General features: G+C 43.8%; 16 protein-coding genes. 11 read left to right on the forward strand and 5 right to left on the reverse strand.

The features are described 5' to 3' along the window. Positions 1 to 91: 91 nt before the first annotated feature. A complete protein-coding gene (locus tag H580_RS0106535) occupies positions 92 to 307 on the reverse strand; it encodes a hypothetical protein (protein ID WP_028594064.1) in 216 nt (71 codons plus the stop codon). 242 nt (positions 308 to 549) lie between these two features. Here H580_RS0106535 and H580_RS0106540 point away from each other — a divergent pair, with 242 nt between their 5' ends. Beyond that, entirely contained in the window at positions 550 to 1,212 is a 663-nt protein-coding gene (locus H580_RS0106540; protein ID WP_028594065.1) for a YheC/YheD family protein, read from the forward strand. Between the two features lie 303 nt (positions 1,213 to 1,515). Then, a complete protein-coding gene (gene sda, locus H580_RS0106545; RefSeq protein ID WP_028594066.1) occupies positions 1,516 to 1,656 on the forward strand; it encodes a sporulation histidine kinase inhibitor Sda in 141 nt (46 codons plus the stop codon). A 442-nt stretch (positions 1,657 to 2,098) separates the two neighbouring features. Here the strand turns inward: sda and H580_RS0106550 are convergent, their stop codons facing one another. Beyond that, positions 2,099 to 3,130, reverse strand: coding sequence for an NAD(P)/FAD-dependent oxidoreductase (locus H580_RS0106550; protein ID WP_211224390.1), 1,032 nt, complete (start codon positions 3,128 to 3,130; stop codon positions 2,099 to 2,101). Positions 3,131 to 3,624: 494 nt separating this feature from the next. Between H580_RS0106550 and H580_RS0106555 the strand changes: the two genes are divergently transcribed. Both H580_RS0106555 and H580_RS0106560 read left to right on the forward strand, forming a co-directional pair. Further along, a complete protein-coding gene (locus H580_RS0106555; protein WP_028594068.1) occupies positions 3,625 to 4,821 on the forward strand; it encodes an NAD(P)/FAD-dependent oxidoreductase in 1,197 nt (398 codons plus the stop codon). 3 nt (positions 4,822 to 4,824) lie between these two features. After that, positions 4,825 to 5,079, forward strand: a complete 255-nt coding sequence (locus H580_RS0106560; protein WP_028594069.1) for a hypothetical protein — start codon at positions 4,825 to 4,827, stop codon at positions 5,077 to 5,079. Positions 5,080 to 5,190: 111 nt separating this feature from the next. On the opposite strand, the gene hemQ is transcribed toward H580_RS0106560, so the two are convergent. Next, positions 5,191 to 5,940, reverse strand: a complete 750-nt coding sequence (gene hemQ, locus H580_RS0106565; RefSeq protein WP_028594070.1) for a hydrogen peroxide-dependent heme synthase — start codon at positions 5,938 to 5,940, stop codon at positions 5,191 to 5,193. A 285-nt stretch (positions 5,941 to 6,225) separates the two neighbouring features. Here hemQ and H580_RS0106570 point away from each other — a divergent pair, with 285 nt between their 5' ends. From H580_RS0106570 to dnaI, 5 genes are all read left to right on the forward strand, one after another. Next, positions 6,226 to 6,507: a YuiB family protein gene (locus tag H580_RS0106570; protein ID WP_211224392.1), complete on the forward strand. Its 282-nt coding sequence runs from the start codon at positions 6,226 to 6,228 to the stop codon at positions 6,505 to 6,507. A gap of 504 nt (positions 6,508 to 7,011) precedes the next feature. Continuing rightward, complete coding sequence (locus H580_RS0106575; RefSeq protein WP_028594072.1) at positions 7,012 to 8,847, forward strand: ABC-F family ATP-binding cassette domain-containing protein; 1,836 nt, start codon at positions 7,012 to 7,014, stop codon at positions 8,845 to 8,847. A 147-nt stretch (positions 8,848 to 8,994) separates the two neighbouring features. Then, on the forward strand, positions 8,995 to 9,537 hold the full coding sequence (locus H580_RS0106580; protein ID WP_028594073.1) for a flavodoxin family protein: 543 nt from the start codon (positions 8,995 to 8,997) through the stop codon (positions 9,535 to 9,537). Positions 9,538 to 9,664: 127 nt separating this feature from the next. Further along, positions 9,665 to 11,236 carry a DnaD domain protein gene (locus tag H580_RS0106585; RefSeq protein ID WP_028594074.1) on the forward strand — a complete coding sequence of 524 codons (1,572 nt, stop codon included), beginning with the start codon at positions 9,665 to 9,667 and terminating at the stop codon, positions 11,234 to 11,236. Positions 11,237 to 11,319: 83 nt separating this feature from the next. After that, positions 11,320 to 12,309 (forward strand): primosomal protein DnaI, encoded by a 990-nt coding sequence (gene dnaI, locus H580_RS23565; RefSeq protein WP_051217294.1) that lies wholly within the window; start codon positions 11,320 to 11,322, stop codon positions 12,307 to 12,309. A gap of 267 nt (positions 12,310 to 12,576) precedes the next feature. On the opposite strand, the gene H580_RS26145 is transcribed toward dnaI, so the two are convergent. Then, positions 12,577 to 12,726 (reverse strand): YqzM family protein, encoded by a 150-nt coding sequence (locus H580_RS26145; protein ID WP_157282730.1) that lies wholly within the window; start codon positions 12,724 to 12,726, stop codon positions 12,577 to 12,579. 243 nt (positions 12,727 to 12,969) lie between these two features. Here H580_RS26145 and trxA point away from each other — a divergent pair, with 243 nt between their 5' ends. After that, positions 12,970 to 13,290, forward strand: a complete 321-nt coding sequence (gene trxA / locus H580_RS0106600; RefSeq protein ID WP_028594075.1) for a thioredoxin — start codon at positions 12,970 to 12,972, stop codon at positions 13,288 to 13,290. A 233-nt stretch (positions 13,291 to 13,523) separates the two neighbouring features. Beyond that, positions 13,524 to 15,725 carry an excinuclease ABC subunit UvrC gene (uvrC, locus tag H580_RS23570; RefSeq protein WP_084509012.1) on the forward strand — a complete coding sequence of 734 codons (2,202 nt, stop codon included), beginning with the start codon at positions 13,524 to 13,526 and terminating at the stop codon, positions 15,723 to 15,725. 177 nt (positions 15,726 to 15,902) lie between these two features. Here the strand turns inward: uvrC and H580_RS23575 are convergent, their stop codons facing one another. Beyond that, a complete protein-coding gene (locus H580_RS23575; RefSeq protein ID WP_051217295.1) occupies positions 15,903 to 17,630 on the reverse strand; it encodes a CPBP family intramembrane glutamic endopeptidase in 1,728 nt (575 codons plus the stop codon). Positions 17,631 to 17,747 lie beyond the last annotated feature (117 nt).

The raw sequence follows: 17,747 nt of genomic DNA on the forward strand, positions 1-17,747 counted from the left end.
AGGTTCTATTTTTCATGCACTTATTTTATATAACGATTGTGCTAAAAATTAAATGTGAGCGATACTGTTTGTAGCGATTCGGGCTGTATGGCTAAAACAATCCGGGGAATGTTTTGCCCAGCATGATGACAATGAGATAGAAGCAAAATACAGAGAACAAACCAGCCCCGATACCGAGACCAATTTTGCGCTGCTGCAAAAAACGAATGCTAATAATGAATATTCCCGCGTTAACAACGACCAATATAATGGACATGGACACGATTGCAATCCAATATAAAACTCGAAAAAGTTCGGCTGTCTCCATCTCGTTCTCTCCTTGCTAATGAAAAGTTATTTTGAAATAGGGATTCAAGATTCTTCACTAAGCCTAATTGTAACTATCTACTCTACGATACCACCCTAATATTGGGAATGACAATCCCTGATTACATGATTGAAGCGAAGTTCATCTGAAATAAATAGGCTCTCAACTTGGACTAGGGTACAAGAAGCGGGCATGTACACTGAGTACTGTATAGAATGACGGTACGGGAAAGGGGGATCGGAATGGAAGGGACACAAGTTGCCAGCAAGTGGTTGAAGACAGAGGCGCTTCTATCCGATGCTCGTGTAGCCTCGCACATACCACTAACTCGTATGTATTCGCCAGCACATTTGCTGCAGATGTTGAATGAGTTTGGGTTTGTGGTAATTAAGCCAGTCGTAGGTGGTGGTGGTTACGGTGTTATAAAAGTCACGAAAACACATAGTTTCTACTCCTTTACCTCGTTATCAAGTACGCGAACTTTTTCTTCTTTTCAGACTCTTGCTCGAGCTTTAGGTAAAGCTAAAAAGAAGCGTAAGTATTTGATTCAGCAAGGTATTCATTTGGCTACTATTTTAGGAAGGCCAATTGATTATAGGGTCAAAGTTGTGAAGAAAGATAGTACTTGGGTGTTTCGGGCGATTGTAGGTCGATTAGCGAAAGATGGACTATTCGTTACGAATTTAAGTAAAGGCGGTACACAGCTTACTTCTAGTGAGGCACTCGGCCTCTCGCTATCTGAGGATGTGGTAAATACGAAAAGGGAGGAAATGAAGCAGCTGACTCGGATTTGCAGTGAAATAATGGAATCGAAATTCCCTGGTGTAGGTAGATTGGGATTTGATTATGGCATTGATCGAGAAGGGTTCATATGGATTTTGGAAGTAAATACGAGGCCACGGTAATGAGGTTGGGAAGACAGAATTTGAAATAGAAAGGGAATCTATCAGCTTTCAAAATAAGTTGATAGATTCTATTTTTATAGAATGGAAGAGTGATTAAACATTTTTATGTAAGAAAGCAGCAAAAATGATGTGAATATAAATATCCACATTATACCACCTGCTGGATGGGCGATTCCGACAGTTATCAACATCGTATGCACAATTTTTCCACAATTTGCTGTGGATAACAGAACGCTTGTTCTGAGAAATAAGACCGTGCTATAGTGAATTTGCAAGGAAATATGAGGAAAGGTTGTGGTTGTGATGGCATTACTTTCCGATGAGATGCTTTTTGAATCGTATTCTCAAGCGGTACGTTTGCAGTTGGATGAAGAATTCATTGCATTGTTGCTCGCGGAAATGCAAAGACGCCGTCTTCGTCCGACCATCCCGCAGTATCATTAATCCTCATGATTCACATTTACCAATAGAGAGAATCCTGTTGTTCTATATGTTATGCTGCCCGTCCTCGAATGTATGACCATTTACGTAAGAGAGGTTTTGGCAGGATGCACAATAGAACAAATGCAGGCAGACTCCGTTGTTGTCTTCTCCTGTGATGGTGGCATTTGATAATGCAGGAGATGGTACTGACGGCAACTCTTGATAAGGTTCATACGGTCCAGTATAGTCATCTCGTTTGCCGCAATCGACGGCCGGGTTCAAGCAGTTAGGGCATAACCATTCCGGACTGATGAAGCCGTTGCATAGTGGACAAACATTAAACAAGGGTATCTACCTCCACACATAGATATATGGAGTAGGATACCCTTCCTTTATGCTTATTATGAGAGTGAAGGCGTAAAGCTTTCTTATGCATGTCTCTTATGGACTGGCTGGTATAGGCTTAGCGTTTCATATTACTGCTGTGTCCTGGCGAGAGCTTAGCTGTAGGGTCAATGTAAACTTTTGCATTGTTAATAGCAGTAGGTGCTTCACCAAAGCCGACCGCGATCAACTTTAATTTACCCGGATAAGTGGTAACATCCCCTGCTGCGAAAATTCCTGCCACATTCGTTTCCATACGTGAATCGACCACGATTGAACCGCCTTCGATATGTATTCCCCAATCTGAGATAGGCCCTAATGAAGATACAAATCCAAAATTGACGATAACCGCATCCACTTCAATATCAGTCGTTTCTTTTGTTTTTACATCACTAATCGTTACTCGCTCAATGCGTTCTTCTCCATGCAGCTGTACGATTTCTTTAGGTGTAACCACATTAACTTTGGAGTTCATCAATTGCTCAACACTATGCTCATGGGCACGGAACTTGTCTCGACGGTGAATAAGAGTAACTTGTTCAGCGATAGGCTCCAACATAAGTGACCAGTCTACAGCGGAATCACCGCCACCACTAATGAGAACCTTCTGTCCTTTAAACTTTTGCAAGTCATTTACGAAATAGTAAAGGTTCGTCTTCTCAAATGCAGCTGCTTTAGGCAAGTCGAGTCTACGTGGTTCAAAAGCGCCGATACCAGCTGTAATGATTACAGCACGTGCGTAGTGCGTTTCCTTATCTGTCTTGACCTCGAATAACCGCTCATCGAGTTTATTTACGAGAAGTACTTTCTCCTCAAGACGTACGTCAGGATTAAAGTGATCCATTTGTTCCTTGAGGCGATCTACTAATTGTTGAGCAGTAACCTGAGGGAAGCCGGCAACGTCATAAATATATTTTTCCGGATATAAAGCAGCAAGCTGTCCGCCAAGTTGGGGCATACTTTCAATAATTCGTACTGATGCTTGCCTCATTCCACCGTAGAAAGCTGCAAACATACCTGCAGGCCCGCCGCCGATGATAATGATGTCTGTTATATCTTGATGCGTAGATGTTGTCGTCAAATTGCACACCTCCAAATAGTGGGTGACCATAAATATGGATACACATTGGTTAAGATATAAATATGTATTTATTATAATCCTATCGTTTTAATTATCAAACGGCACATTTACATAATATGCAGGTACACCCCGAAATAAAAACCTTCAATCGTGCAAAAGCTATATCATGACAACGTATTCAAATAAAAAATGGGTTACAATTTATTAATAAGCTCCTATTTAAAGCGCTTACAAAAATGTGTTGGATCATTTTTTCCTTGTATTTTCAGTAGAAAATCGTTATGATTGCAGTTAGATTTGCAATTTTCACGAATGATGAAAATTGTATGTACTACCCCAATATATCGTATCGGGATCGTTCGGTGTTGTATGTGATCGATGTAATACTGTAAGCCTGACATATTACAGGACCATGAATTTTTGTAGTCGTTTATGTGGTGTTTTTCACACATTAATATATCGGGCAAATGATGCAGCAACAGAGATGCTCAGCCGAATCGAACATGGAAGGAGACGAGACAATAATGAGCCATATTCCTAAGGTTGTTATTTTAGGTGCAGGCTACGGTGGTCTTATGGCCGCTAAGCGTCTGCAAAAAGAATTGAATTATAACGAGGCTGATGTAACACTCGTCAGCAAACATGAGTATCACTACTTCACAACTCATCTCCACATGCCAGCTGCTGGTACGGACAAGTTGGAGAACTCCTATGTAGAAATTACAAAATTGATTGATGAATTCAAAATTGATTTCGTGAAGTCTACTGTTCAAGAAATTCGTCCTGAAGAGAAGAAGGTTATTCTTGAAGATGGCGCTTTGTCCTATGACTACTTGGTTATCGGTCTTGGCGGCGAGCCGGAAACGTTCGGCATTCCAGGATTGGCTGAGCATGCAATGATTATCCGCAGCATCAACTCTGTTAAAGCAATTCGTGAGCATATCGAAGAGCAATTCAGATTGTTCAAACAAGATCAAACTCGTGTTGATCGTTTGACATTTGTTGTCGGTGGTGCAGGCTTCACGGGTATCGAGTTCGTTGGTGAGCTAGCAGATCGTATTCCTGAGCTTTGCCGTGAGCATAACATCGACCGTTCCTTGGTTAAATTATACAACATTGAAGCAGCTCCAACAGCTCTTCCTGGCTTCGACCCTAAATTGGTTGACTATGCGATGAAAGTGCTTCAAGACAAAGGTGTAACGTTCAAACTCGCTACTGCGATTAAAGAGTGCACACCAGAAGGCGTACTTTTGGCTACTGAAGAAGAGATCAAATCTGCTACTGTTGTATGGACAGGTGGCGTACGTGGTAACCGTTTGATCGAGCAAGCTGGCTTCGAAGCAATGCGCGGCCGTGTTAAAGTGGATGAGCATTTGCGTGCTCCAGGATATGAAGATGTATACATTATCGGAGACAACTCTTTGATGATCAATACAGCTATCGACCGTCCTTATCCGCCAACAGCTCAAATGGCGATGCAGCAAGGACCTGTTGCAGCAAGCAATATCGTTGCTTCCATTCGTAAGCAACCACTCAAGACGTTCACGTTCCATAACAAAGGTACAGTGGCATCTTTGGGTAAAGGCCAAGCGATTGGTGTTGTCGGCAATACGAAGCTTACAGGCTTCTTGGCAGCACAATTGAAAAAAGTAATCGATATTCGCTGGTTGTTCATCATTGGCGGTATTTCTTTGGCGCTTCGCAAAGGGAAGTTCTTCTAAGCGATGAGACACTGCAGCGTGCAAGTTAGAGGATTGTTGACGCGTGATGAGCTGGATCGCTATAACGCGCTTATGGAAGTTGGCTCTTTTCTAGAGTCGCAGAACCGTCATGATCTGGCTTATACGGTGCAGAAAGAAGTTGATCTGCTCATTCAGCCAGGCATTGAACGACTGAAAGAAAAAAGTCGTGAACGGGATAGAATGACCGAGCAATATTTGGCATCCATGGATGAACAAGATGACGACGATGATCACTAAGTGATAGGTACCGCTCCAGGATAAGTGATCCTGGGGCGGTTTTTGCTAACCCAATGAAAAAGCCCCTTTATCTGATTAGATTAAGGGGCTTTCGTGTGATGCGTATTGAAATTATTTCAACATATCTTTAAGGTGGTCAGGTGTTAGTCGATTACCAACATAGAAGGAACCGAACTCGCCAAAGCGAGCACTAACTTCATCGAAGCGCATTTCATATACAAGCTTCTTGAAGTGAAGCGGGTCGTCACTGAATAACGTTACGCCCCATTCCCAATCGTCCAAGCCGACAGAACCAGTAATAATCTGTTTCACTTTGCCAGCATATCCGCGACCAATCATGCTGTGGCTGCGCATCATGCCGCGTCTCTCTTCGACGGACAGCATGTACCAGTTGTCCTCTAGATCACGCTTCTTATTCATCGGATAGAAGCAAATATGCTTCGCCTGTGGAAGGATCGGCTTCAGACGTGCAAGCACTTCTGGGTTTTCCATCGGATCTTCTGTTGATCCGGGCTTCGTCATGTAGTTGCTGAGCTCTACAATACTTACATAGGAATAAGTAGGAATTGTAAAGCGAGCAAATGCAGATTTGTTTAGTTCAGTCTCTAGTGCGTTAAGTTCTTCCAGCGTTTCACGCAGGTGGAAAATAACAAAATCCGCTTTTTGACCAACAATGCTGTACACGACTGTACTGCCTTGATTGTCGTTCTCTGTTTGCTTCCACTGCTCCCATAACGTTTGCAACTCATCTAATGCATGAGCACGCTCTTCCTCGTCAGCTTTATTCCACAGCGCCCAGTTCATCGTGCGGAAATCATGCAGGGCGTACCAACCTTCAAGTGTTTTTGTTGCCTCACTCATTATGTAAGCCACCATCCTTTATCATGAGAATTGTCTATATATAGTGTTGATTACGTTTCCAAACATTATCCACATTGTAGCTTATCTAAGTAGGCGCGGCAATGTACCTGTGAGAAATGTCACCGAATGTTCGTTGATTTTTCAAGGAAGGAAAAGTAAAATGAATCGCGAAATAGGTAAATGTTGAGAAATGTCGATCAAGATACGGAAGCGTAGTTATTCTCAGCAATTGAAGTCAAGACTCAATGATTGCAGCAGAGGGGGCATAAATAAGTGGAATGGTTGATGTACATCGTATTAATGGTACTGCTATTTGTTATGATGTTTGGCATCGGATTTATTTTAAATATGCTTATGAAAACAACTTGGTTTCCGATGGCGCTGTATGTTGTCTTAGTTATACCGTTAGCGATGTGGGCGATGTGGGATAGTTCCTTGACATTTGTAGGAAATGTCACGAACTATGGCTTTGTTGACATCTTAATCGCGATAGCAGGATTGGTTGGGGCGTACATTAGTGGTAAGACGATTGGCTATTTGCGAGCTGGCGGATATAAAATGTTCTAATTGTTCTAAATGGCGAAAATAATTTGGCCTATATAGGAAGAATATCGTATGGGGCATCTGCGGGTTGACGGCTTATTGCATCTTTTATATACTGATGACAACAGTGCTTAGTATTAATTACTGTATGACTGTATAAGACGAAGGAAAGGGTAAGGTACGCCGGACGATGGATAATAACTAATTTCCGAATCAGTTAATAACTGCATTTTTGAATCACATATCGATTCTTTAATGATAGTTCTGAGGGGATTAGTCTGTCTATTTACATCGACTCGTACGACTCTTGATGATGATGCTTGGGCGCTGTACACGTATGTACAGTAAGCCATGCGATTGCGTAATTGTGTACAATCCATTTTTCATGTGTGTATTTTATGCATGTGTGGAAGAATGAAGGGTATAATTACGTGTTGCAGAAGTGTCGTACATCCTGCCTATTCGTCTTGCAGGTGATGTAAATATCGCATAGCTATCCTCTCTAGGACATCCTAGGGAGGTTTTTTTATGACAACAACTATGTTACTTGAAATACATGCACTTCAGGTCTATTACGGAGACCGACTTATTGCGCATATCCCAGATGCAGTACGTATGTATCGAGGAGAATGTATTGGTTTAATTGGCGAAAATGGGGCAGGTAAAACATCGTTAATGCGTGTTTTGGCAGGGCAGCTAGAAGCTGACGCGGGCCATGTACGATGTCGCGGTACGATTGAGGTCGTTAGCCAATGGGATGAACGCAGTCAAATGGAGCAGCCGTCAGCTGACATTCAAACGTTAAGCGGCGGGGAGTGGACGAAAAGACGTATTGCAGCGGCCTTGGCGACAGAAGCGGATATATTGATGCTGGATGAGCCAACGAGCCATCTAGATGTTCAATCGATTCGTGAGTTGGAGCAGCAAATACGTGCGTATGATGGTCTCATAATCGTTATTTCACATGACAGAACGTTTTTGAATGAAGTATGTACGAGAATTTGGGAGCTTGAAGATCAGAAGCTTCATATATACAGTGGTGAGCGACCGGGAGCTTATAAGCAATATCGAGAAGAGAAAGAGCGAATAAACAAGGAAATGTGGCGGGCTTATCATAACCGAGAAGCAGAGCGAGACCGACTTCAAGAGATGATTGGCGAGAAGCAGAGCAGTGCCAGTAAAGCAAGTAGACCTAAAAAGGGTTTGACGAGTAAAGAAATGCGCCTTGCTCGACCTCACTTTAATCGCAAGCAAGCGAAGCAGGAAAAGACGGTCAAAGCGATGGAGCAGCGTCTTAGCAAATTGGAGTCTTTACCAAGGCCATATGAAGAAGAAAAGCTTGTATTCGATGTGAACTACCATAACCCTATACGAAGCAAGACACTGCTGGAAGGGGAGAGTTTACAGCTAAGGCTGTCTTCTGTTCTCGCTTCAGGTTCGAAATTATCAAATTTAGATTCTCATCCTACAGTTTCTCAAAAGCAAGGTATGGATACTGCGACCTGTGATGGCAGAGTATTGTTGTCTCCGTTGTCGTTTCGCATTCGACCGGGCATGAAAGTAGCGATTACAGGAAACAACGGATCAGGCAAATCAACGTTACTGCATACGCTGCTGCGCGCATATGATCAAGCTTGTCATGATGGAGAATGGAAGCGATCAGCTGAGCCGAATGATCATGGAGTTTATGCAGCGGGGCAATGGCGACTATCTCCCCGTATGCAAGTAGGGTATTTTGATCAGCGTGTAGACCAATTGGATAGAAATAAGCACGCTGTGGAGCAAGTGCGAGCAACGACTTCTTATTCAGAATCGATAGTCCGAATTGCACTCGCAAGGCTGCATCTGTCTGGGCGTTTGGCCTTGCAGCCTGTTGGAACATTAAGCGGTGGGGAAAGAGTAAAAGTGCAGCTTATTAAACTTCTCCTAAGTGGCTGCAACGTACTCATTCTTGACGAGCCGACAAATTATTTGGACATTCAAGCTCGTGAACAACTGGAACGGGTATTGAAAGATTACCCGGGCACCGTATTGTTCGTTTCTCATGACCGTGCATTCGTATCGGCGGTAGCTACGCATGAGCTTCGAATTGATCACACAGCACCTTATTTTAAAGCAATGGACGAAATAAATAAGGGAGAGAGCGATGTTACTCGGTCTGCCGTTGAAGCAAACGGGCAGGCCAGTGGAACTGCGGATAGTAAAGAGCGAAATGTAACGACTGATGAAGAGCGTATGAGGTTTGAGTTGGAATGGAATCGGGTGTTGTCAGCTTTATCACTTCCTCAATCTGATTCGGCCAAAGCCGAACTGGAACAGCAGTACAGTCAGCTTCTCGTGCATCGGAGAAAGTTGAACTTCTAAGAGCGTGATCTTGTTAACAAGCAGTTGTGGGGGACGGTAGAAGAAATGATAGCTCGGCTAATCGGATCGCTGCTTGTTGCTGTCCCCTGATCTTGCTATGATGACGATAAATGAATTCTTATAACAGGAGATTTGGAGGGAAATACGATGTTTATTATTCAAGGCAGTGCTCGTGAACAAGGGAATACGGAGCAGTTGACGGAGCTTCTTACAGAAGGAGTGGATGCGACTACTATCCGATTGCGCGAATATGAAATTGAGCAAATTGTAGATAAGCGCCACGCGTCTGAAGGGTTTGCACCTGTAGAGGGCGAACTGCGTACCCTTGTAGAGCAGATGCTGGAACATGACACGCTTGTATTTGCTACACCGCTGTATTGGTACGGCATGTCTGGATTGATGAAAGTGTTCATTGATCGTTGGTCGCAATGTTTGCGCGATGAGCAGCTTCAATTCAAGGAGCGGATGAAGGGCAAAAAAGTGTACCTTGTTGTCGTAGGTGGACCGAATGCTAAAATGACAGGATTACCGTTCGTACAGCAGTTCCGTCATATTTGCGAGTTCATGGGAATGTCGTTTGAAGGATGGGTTATCGGGCGCGGATCTAAGCCTGGTGATGTATGGGAAGATAAGCAAACGATTGCGGAAGTTCAGCAGCTTAATATACAATTTCGTCAGCTGCAAAGCTAATTAGACAGCAGTAGACAACAATAGTGTTCATTCGTCTGTTACCACCATTTTGTCAGACGAATGGACTTTTTTTATGTTACAATAGTTGCACTAGAGAAATGATTACGGAAAGGGGAGGGTACTACCAATGCGAATGAACAACCTATTTCATTTTACTGAGCATCATCGATACGTTGCCTACCGAGAATTTAGCCTTAGTCAACTGGATCAACGTATGCTCTCACAAGTATATCAGCCGATAATAGGTGCATTTGCTATTGGTTTGTATCACTTCTTGTATCAGCATATCTCCGCAGATAAGGTAGGATATTCTGCGATGGATTCGCAGCGCAAGCTGTTCTTGCTGCTAGGGATTGAGCCTAGCGAAAAGGGAAGAGCTTATTTTATTGAGCAGACAACGAAGCTGGAGGCTGTTGGCTTGCTGCAAACTTCCCGTCTTATGTTTCAGGATTCTGAAGATTACATGTTCGAATATGCATTGCAGTCTCCACTGTCACCAGATGAATTTTTCAATACGCAGCATTTAACGCTGCTGCTTCGTGACAAGGTTGGGAAGTATACGGTGTTGTCCTTGCGAGAACAATTTATTACAGATGAGCCATTTGCGCAGCTTCAAGCAGATGCACATCGTGAAAATATATCTGTACCTTTCTATGAAATGTTCCGTTTAAATACACATGTGATTGATTATGAATTGGAGCAGGCGCTGCATGAAGTAACTCCAAGCCGGAGAGGCGGATCTGCGCAAGATTCTGCACAAGAAGAACCCGTACTGAATTATGCAGATATTATAACGCGCTTTCCAAAATACTCGTATAATCGACCTTATGTGGAGAAGCTGCGCTTGGATCGTGAAGGGATGGGTATTCTAGATTATATCGCCCGCAAGTTCGAGCTTACTCCTGTAGAGATTTGTCGCTTGCTTGATGAAGATGGTGTGTTTAATACGGAAGGACGTCTAGTCCTTGATGAGCTTCAGCACCGCGCTCATTTGCAATTCCGTCAGACGAAGCGCCGCGGAGAATGGCGTGAGCGCGAGCAGCAGAAGATAGAACAAGTGCAGAAGGATCAGAAGGCTCAACGTTCAGCTTCTCATGAGATGCATTCACCAGATCGAGCTGCTGCTCAAATCCAAGAGGAAGTCGCTGTTGAGATGGAGTTCTATGTAGAAGTAGCACCTCAATGTAAGGACAAGTGCGATGTGCATCAATACAATATGATGCTGCGCAATGCTCCATATACGAAGCTGTTGGAGAAGTATTTCCCTGGGGCAGTGCCAGATTCATTCCTAGACATGTTTACGAAAATTGACTTGAACTACAAGCTGCCAGACGAAGTGATTAATGTCCTTATTCATTATATTATGATGTTGACTGCACAAGAAGGAACACAGCGCATTAGTGGCGCTTTCGTTGAGCGTATTGCATCCAATATGCTTGTCAAACAAGTTCAAACGTATGAACAAGCGGTTCAATATATTCGAACTCAAGCATCCGTAACGACAGAATCGGCTAATCGTACAGGACAAGCTGGATCGAAGCCGCGTGCGGCAGGTGGAAGAGGCAACAACTCACGCTATGCGAAGCAGCAGCGTCCAGCAATCCCTGTCGTACAGCCTTCCACGGAATCCGTTGCTTGGTCCCAATCGGATCGGGAGCGGGCGTTGGAGTTGGCTCGTCGATTGGATGAAAATAGTTGATGCTACATTAGCATAAGGTGCTATGCTGCTAGGCATTGCGAGCAGCATGCAACCTTGTTGTTGAGAACGTAGAGGTGAACAATATGGAATCACTAGGTAGTGTGTTGAAGAAACTACCGCTTTCGCATCGGCGTCAGCAAGCAGAAGCGAAGATTGAAGAACTGCTGCAGCACCCGGTTGTTCAGGAATGGTGGAAGCAGCATCCTGATATTGACCAGCGTACGATGAGAATGAACATTAATAAGCTGTATCAATATGTAAAAGAACATGACGGCTGCAGCAATTGTCCGAGTTTAGAGGAATGCCGCAATGATATGCCGGGGCATTTCACGAAGCTGTCTGCTTCTACGTTGAATGGGCGGGTTATTATTGATGACCGCAAAGTACCATGCCAAAGACAAGCAGCCCACGATCGCCAACAGGCTGTACGCAAGCGTGTCCGTTCCTTCTTTGTCGATGAAACAGCATTGAAGCAGGGGTATTCAGCAGCAGAGATGATAACGATCGACTATGAGCGTGGACCTGCTGTTCAACAGGTGATGGACTATGTCATACAAGCGAAAGAGCATGGACTAACATCACGAGGCTTGTATTTGTCAGGTTCTTTCGGTACGGGAAAAACGTTCTTGATGGGATATATGCTGCATAAGTTGGCCCAGGAGAATCATTCAGGCGTTATCGTCTATATGCCAGATTTCGTGGAAGATCTAAAGTCCATGTTCCAAGAACCACAAAGGCTTCGTGAAACGATCGAAATGATGAAAGAGACGGATTTACTCGTTTTTGACGATATTGGTGCGGAAAATATGACGCCATGGGTACGTGACCATGTACTTGGCTCGATATTGAACTATCGAATGAACAATAAGCCGACGTTCTTTACTTCAAATTATGACTTTGATGCGTTGCTGAGACATTTCAGCTATACGCGTGAAGGTGAAGATGTTCATAAGGCAGAGCGGTTAATGGATCGCATTAGACCGTATGTTGATGTTGTACAAGTTAGTGGTCGGAACAAGCGTGGTGGCAGCGGAGGTAGCTCAGATAGCTCAAATCCAAACCACTATATGTAAAGAGGAACGATGCGGTTGCGGGACTGCTTCGGGGGTGGGGCAAATCAAGACAGTGATTTGCATCTGCCGTACGCGGGTACATGTGTATAATGGAAGCCAAGTGAAGTTTGTACCAGTACACATGAGCTGGACATGATGGAGCATAATAGGATATAGACAACAAAGAAGTCCGTGCTGATCGAGTAGATAGCCGGACTTCTTGCGTACTTAGGTAAGTTCTGATGTAACTGAATGTTCAAGGTATATCCGGATAACGTCGAATGAAGGTTAAGATATGATGAGCTTAATAATGACCATTCCAAAAAAAACAACTGTCATAAAGCCAAACATAACACCGAAGCCCATAAACGTATCTGAGAAGTCATTGCGTGGTTCTTCATTCACATGCGCACGAGGATCTACTGTACTCGCTTTCATCGACGTTCCTCCTATCTGTATAGTTCAGCTGCTGTGACATAGGTCATGAACTGAACAGGTATTTTAATCCAATTATTTTTTAGTATAGCGAACACACTAGGCACTGTAAAGTTTAACCTTGTCAACTTTGTGACAATTTCTGTACAAATCAACATCTATATTGCGCATAACTTTTCGAGTTGTGGTATACTTTACATGTATAAGGTGATAATCTGTTATTTACTATAAAGGAGGAAGTTACTTATGGCTATCGTAAACGTATCTGATCAGTCTTTTTCAGCAGACGTAGAAAATAAGCAAGGTGTAGTACTACTTGATTTCTGGGCTCCTTGGTGTGGACCTTGCAAAATGCTCGCTCCTATTCTTGAAGAGCTTGATGCAGAAGTAAGTGACAGCGCAGTTGTTGCTAAAATCAACGTGGATGAGAATCCTGAATCTGCATCCCGTTTTGGTGTAATGAGCATCCCGACTATTATCGTCTTCAAAGACGGTCAACCTGTTGATAAAGTAGTTGGTCTTAACTCCAAAGATGCACTTAAAGGTCTTATCGACAAGCACAAATAAGAGCTAATTTGCAGGAATAGCCCCTTAGTTTCGCAATCGTTGCGGAATGAGGGGTTATTTTTTTATGATTAAGTAACCTGTAAAGGCTTATCAACTTTTTAAGTGGATTCCTTACTAACTGACCCAAATATTTCGAGTGGTAAGGAGTTTGTTTGTATAGGTCTATCGTTTAAAATAGAGAAGAGAACTGTGTGCTGGTATGCTGTTTTACGAAATGGAGAGGAGGCAACGGATTGAGTCAGCAACATTCGAATGATCAAGCTGCTAAAGAAGACAAGTCCGCAGCTAACTGGCGATCAGAGCGCTGGAAGGAACGTTGGAACGATCGCTATGCTCCTTCAGAAGAACAGGCTTTAACAGCTGAGGATATAGCGGAGCGGGAGCAAGCATTGGGGCGGATTCATAACAAATTAGCTTTGCTGCCGGATTTGCCGGGTTGTTATTTGATGAAAAACAATGATGGAACGATCATATATGTCGGAAAAGCCAAAGTGCTGAAAAATCGAGTTCGTTCCTACTTTTCGGGAAGTCATGATGGCAAGACCCAGCGTCTCGTATCGGAAATACGGGATTTTGAATATATCGTCACGGGGAGCAATATGGAAGCACTCATTTTGGAGTGCAACTTAATTAAGAAGCATCATCCGCGCTACAATGTATTGCTTAAGGATGATAAGAGCTTTCCATACATTAAGATAACGAATGAACGTCATCCAAGGTTGGAAGTGACAAGACGTGTGCTGAAGGACAAGGCGAAGTATTTTGGCCCTTATCCGAATGCCTATGCGGCGCACCAAACGAAGAAGCTGCTTGATCGTTTGTATCCCTTGCGAAAGTGCAGCGGCACAGAGGGTAGAGCTTGCTTGTACTACCACATTGGTCAATGCATAGGGCCTTGCGCCCGTGAGGTATCGCCGGAAGAGTATGAAGCGGTGACATTGAAGATTACTCAATTTTTAAGCGGTGGGCAAGAAGAAGTGCGGAAAGAATTGCAGCGCAAGATGAGTGAGGCTGCAGAAGAGCTGAACTTCGAACGTGCCAAGGAATATCGTGATCAATTGCAAGCGATTGAAGCAATCAATGAGAAGCAGACGATCAATTCAGCGGATTTAAAAGATCGAGACGTATTTGGGTTTGCTATCGACAAAGGCTGGATGTGTGTGCAAATTCTTTATATTCGCCAAGGTAAGATGGTAGAGCGGCATACTACTACGTTTCCGTTTTATGGAGATGCTTATGGAGACTTTATGTCGTTCATTACGCAATATTACAGCGATAATCCTGCGCTGCCGAAGGAAATTTTGCTGCCGCAAGCAAACAGCAGTGAGTGGTCTATAGGAGAGGAGGGAGTAGAGCAATCATCTACCCCTCGGATTGTAGATCCTCATGCGAAAGCTCTCGCACGGCCTTTATTCTGGTCTGAGGAGCAGCTATTGGCTGCGGATGAAGAAGATGAAGGACTTGATGCGGATGCTGCTGTCAATGATACAGGGAGTGTTGATGTTTCAACTTCTGGTGATGGTGATGAGCAGTTGTCGAGTGCAGAAGCGCTTCAACAATGGTTAAGCGTAAAAGTACGTCTACCGCAGCGCGGTTTGAAAAAGCAGATGGTACGGATGGCTGTCGATAATGCTCGTGTCACACTGGAAGAGAAATTTAAACTGCTGGAACGTGATGAAGAGCGCACGTCCCGAGCAGCGGAGCGTCTAGGTGAAGCATTGGGTATCGGTAATGCGCGGCGTATTGAGGCATTCGATAACTCCAATATTCAAGGTGCGAATCCTGTATCTGCGATGGTGTGTTTTATCGATGGCAAGCCAGATAAGAAAGAGTATCGCAAATTCAAGGTGCGTACCGTAGAAGGGCCTGATGACTACGAAACGATGCGCGAGGTTATCCGTCGCCGCTATGAGCGTGTATTAAAGGAAGGCTTGGAACTGCCCGATCTTATTATCGTGGATGGCGGTAAAGGACAAATGTCCGTTGCCTTAGACGTATTGGAAAATGAGCTTGGACTGGACCTGCCTGTATGCGGTTTGGTCAAAGACGAGAAGCATAAGACAGCGCAGCTGCTGACAGGCTTCCCTCCAGTTCCTGTATCGCTTGCGCGAGATAGTCAGGAGTTTTACTTGCTGCATCGTATCCAAGAAGAAGTTCACCGCTTTGCAATTACATTCCACCGTGAAAGCCGGGCGAAGTCGATGGTAACATCTACTTTGGATTCTATTCCTGGTATTGGGGAGAAGCGCCGCAAAATGCTGCTGAAGCATTTCGGATCATTGAAGAAAATTCGCGAAGCTTCCGTAGAAGAGTTCCGTCAAGTTGGAATAGGCGATAAATTAGCTCGCACGATTTTGTCATCGTTACGCGATGAGCAAGCAGAGGTTGAACAGGCATCAGAAACGGGATTAGATTTTGAGCAATCGGCAGAGTAAAACTTACGAAATTGTTGATGTAGTTCATAACAAACAGGCTCTCTACAGTCCGACATGATGTCTGCTGTAGGGAGCCTGTTTGTTGTTTCGTTACAAAAATGCGTAAGTGTGCGTCAGTAATAAAGTTGTACAATAGTGTGCTGGTCGTAAGCGGCGATCTTACTTCGTTATTGTCATTTACGATGAGGGTGGGGGCTGAGAATAAGCCATCTGTGCTGCTTGCTTCCGATTGCTGTGCAAGTAGCGAAGTCCATATACAACAACTAGTGGGAATAGGATATAGGCAACGCCAATCAGGACATCTGTCCAATCGGTGCCGAATAAGAATCCGATGGCCATTAATACCGTGTCAAACATTAAATGTGCCACTACGGCAGTCCAGAAGCCATGCTTCAGCATCATCCATACAAACAACATCCCGATAATCATCAGCTCTACTGGTCTGGAATAGAACGGATAGATAGGGTACATGACATGTCCAGCTGCCCACACAAACGTTGGTATAAGACTTGCGATCCAGACGTTTCGAATAAAACGATGGAATAGACCGATTGCGAATAAACGGAAAAATCCTTCCTCCGATATGGCAGCAACCCATGCTAGCAGCGGAAACAATACAGGTGCATGAAGATTAATCGGTGAGTTAAGCGCTTCTGTCGACACCCATGTATCCAAGCCTTTTTCCATGATGCTAAAAATAAGAGTTTGTGCTCCCAACAGTATACCAGTCCAACCAATTCCCCTCCAAAAGGCTTGGACGAGATGTTCGCCAAAGTTCTCATCGCTCCAACCAGGCATAATGTTGTTGAACTTTGTTTGCCGCCACATCCACCGCCCGGCTACAAGCGAGAAATACAGGGCCAATCCGGCTTGTATAAGTGTAATAACAGCTTGGATAATGATAGCTGTTTGCAAGTTCTTTTCTGGCAAAAGTTGATGTTCAGATACCATAAAATAGCCTTCGGTCATATTCCAGACGTGAACAAGCGAAATGGAACAAGAAATTACGGTTAGTAAAATTAATGTTCGCGAGCGGAACGCAATTGGCTTACGGTAAAGGACCGTAATAATGATGGAAGCTATAGAAAGCAGTAATGACATTCCCACGTATACAATGTTGTGTATGCGCTCTGCGCTAGCACGCTGTTGTGCGATTAAGGTGCTGTAGGATGATGGAATTTCCCAGCTAGGCAGCATCTGCAGCAATGAGCGATTTTTCCATTCCAACTGAAGCTCCAGTCTGGCTTCACCTACAGCAGCACGAGGTACTTCATAATAAACAGAGTTCCCATCTTCCGATGCTAGTGGCACTCGCTTCACTTGCTCTGTTGACCAGCCGAATAGACGCAATATTTGATCGGACTGTTTCCATGGATCATTTGGTTCGGTTCGATTGTCTTGATCTGGTGGGCTTCCATTGGACTCCGTTTGAAATCCTACGACTTGTCCTGTTTTCATATGTATATCTATTTTTGTTAATCGTTCATAAGGGAAAGAGGATAGTAACGGATCGCTATGTTCTTGCTCAAGAACAAGAACACGATACATGTCATAAGGGGCTTTCTTCTCCCAAGAACGATAGGTGTTTTCTGTACCTGAGTGGCTAATATAACCTGACAGCTCATCATTGGTATGGTAATAAGCTTCGATTCGTTTTGTCGTCGACATTTTTGTAGGGGGCTGAATAAACGCCGCTATTTCCGGCTGCAGCAAAAATTTCTCTGCTCGCTGTATGGCCTGCTGCTCTGAAATTCTTTTTTCAGCTGCTTCATTACTTTTTACACTAGGCAAAATAATTTGGAATAATACAAAGCTTATGAAACCGAGTACGGATATAGCTATCCATACGCCCAATCGTTTACGCGCCTTGGAGTGGTGAGAATAGTCAGATGATGAAATGGACAATTTCAATCCTCCTTATTAACGAAATGATTATGGTTGCTATTACATAGTACCCAACACGACTTGCCTGTATCGTCTTCTCTGTTTCCAACCAGATTAGCCGATTAGAAATAGCTACGT

Source organism: Paenibacillus assamensis DSM 18201 (assembly GCF_000422445.1).
Classification (GTDB): domain Bacteria; phylum Bacillota; class Bacilli; order Paenibacillales; family Paenibacillaceae; genus Paenibacillus_B; species Paenibacillus_B assamensis.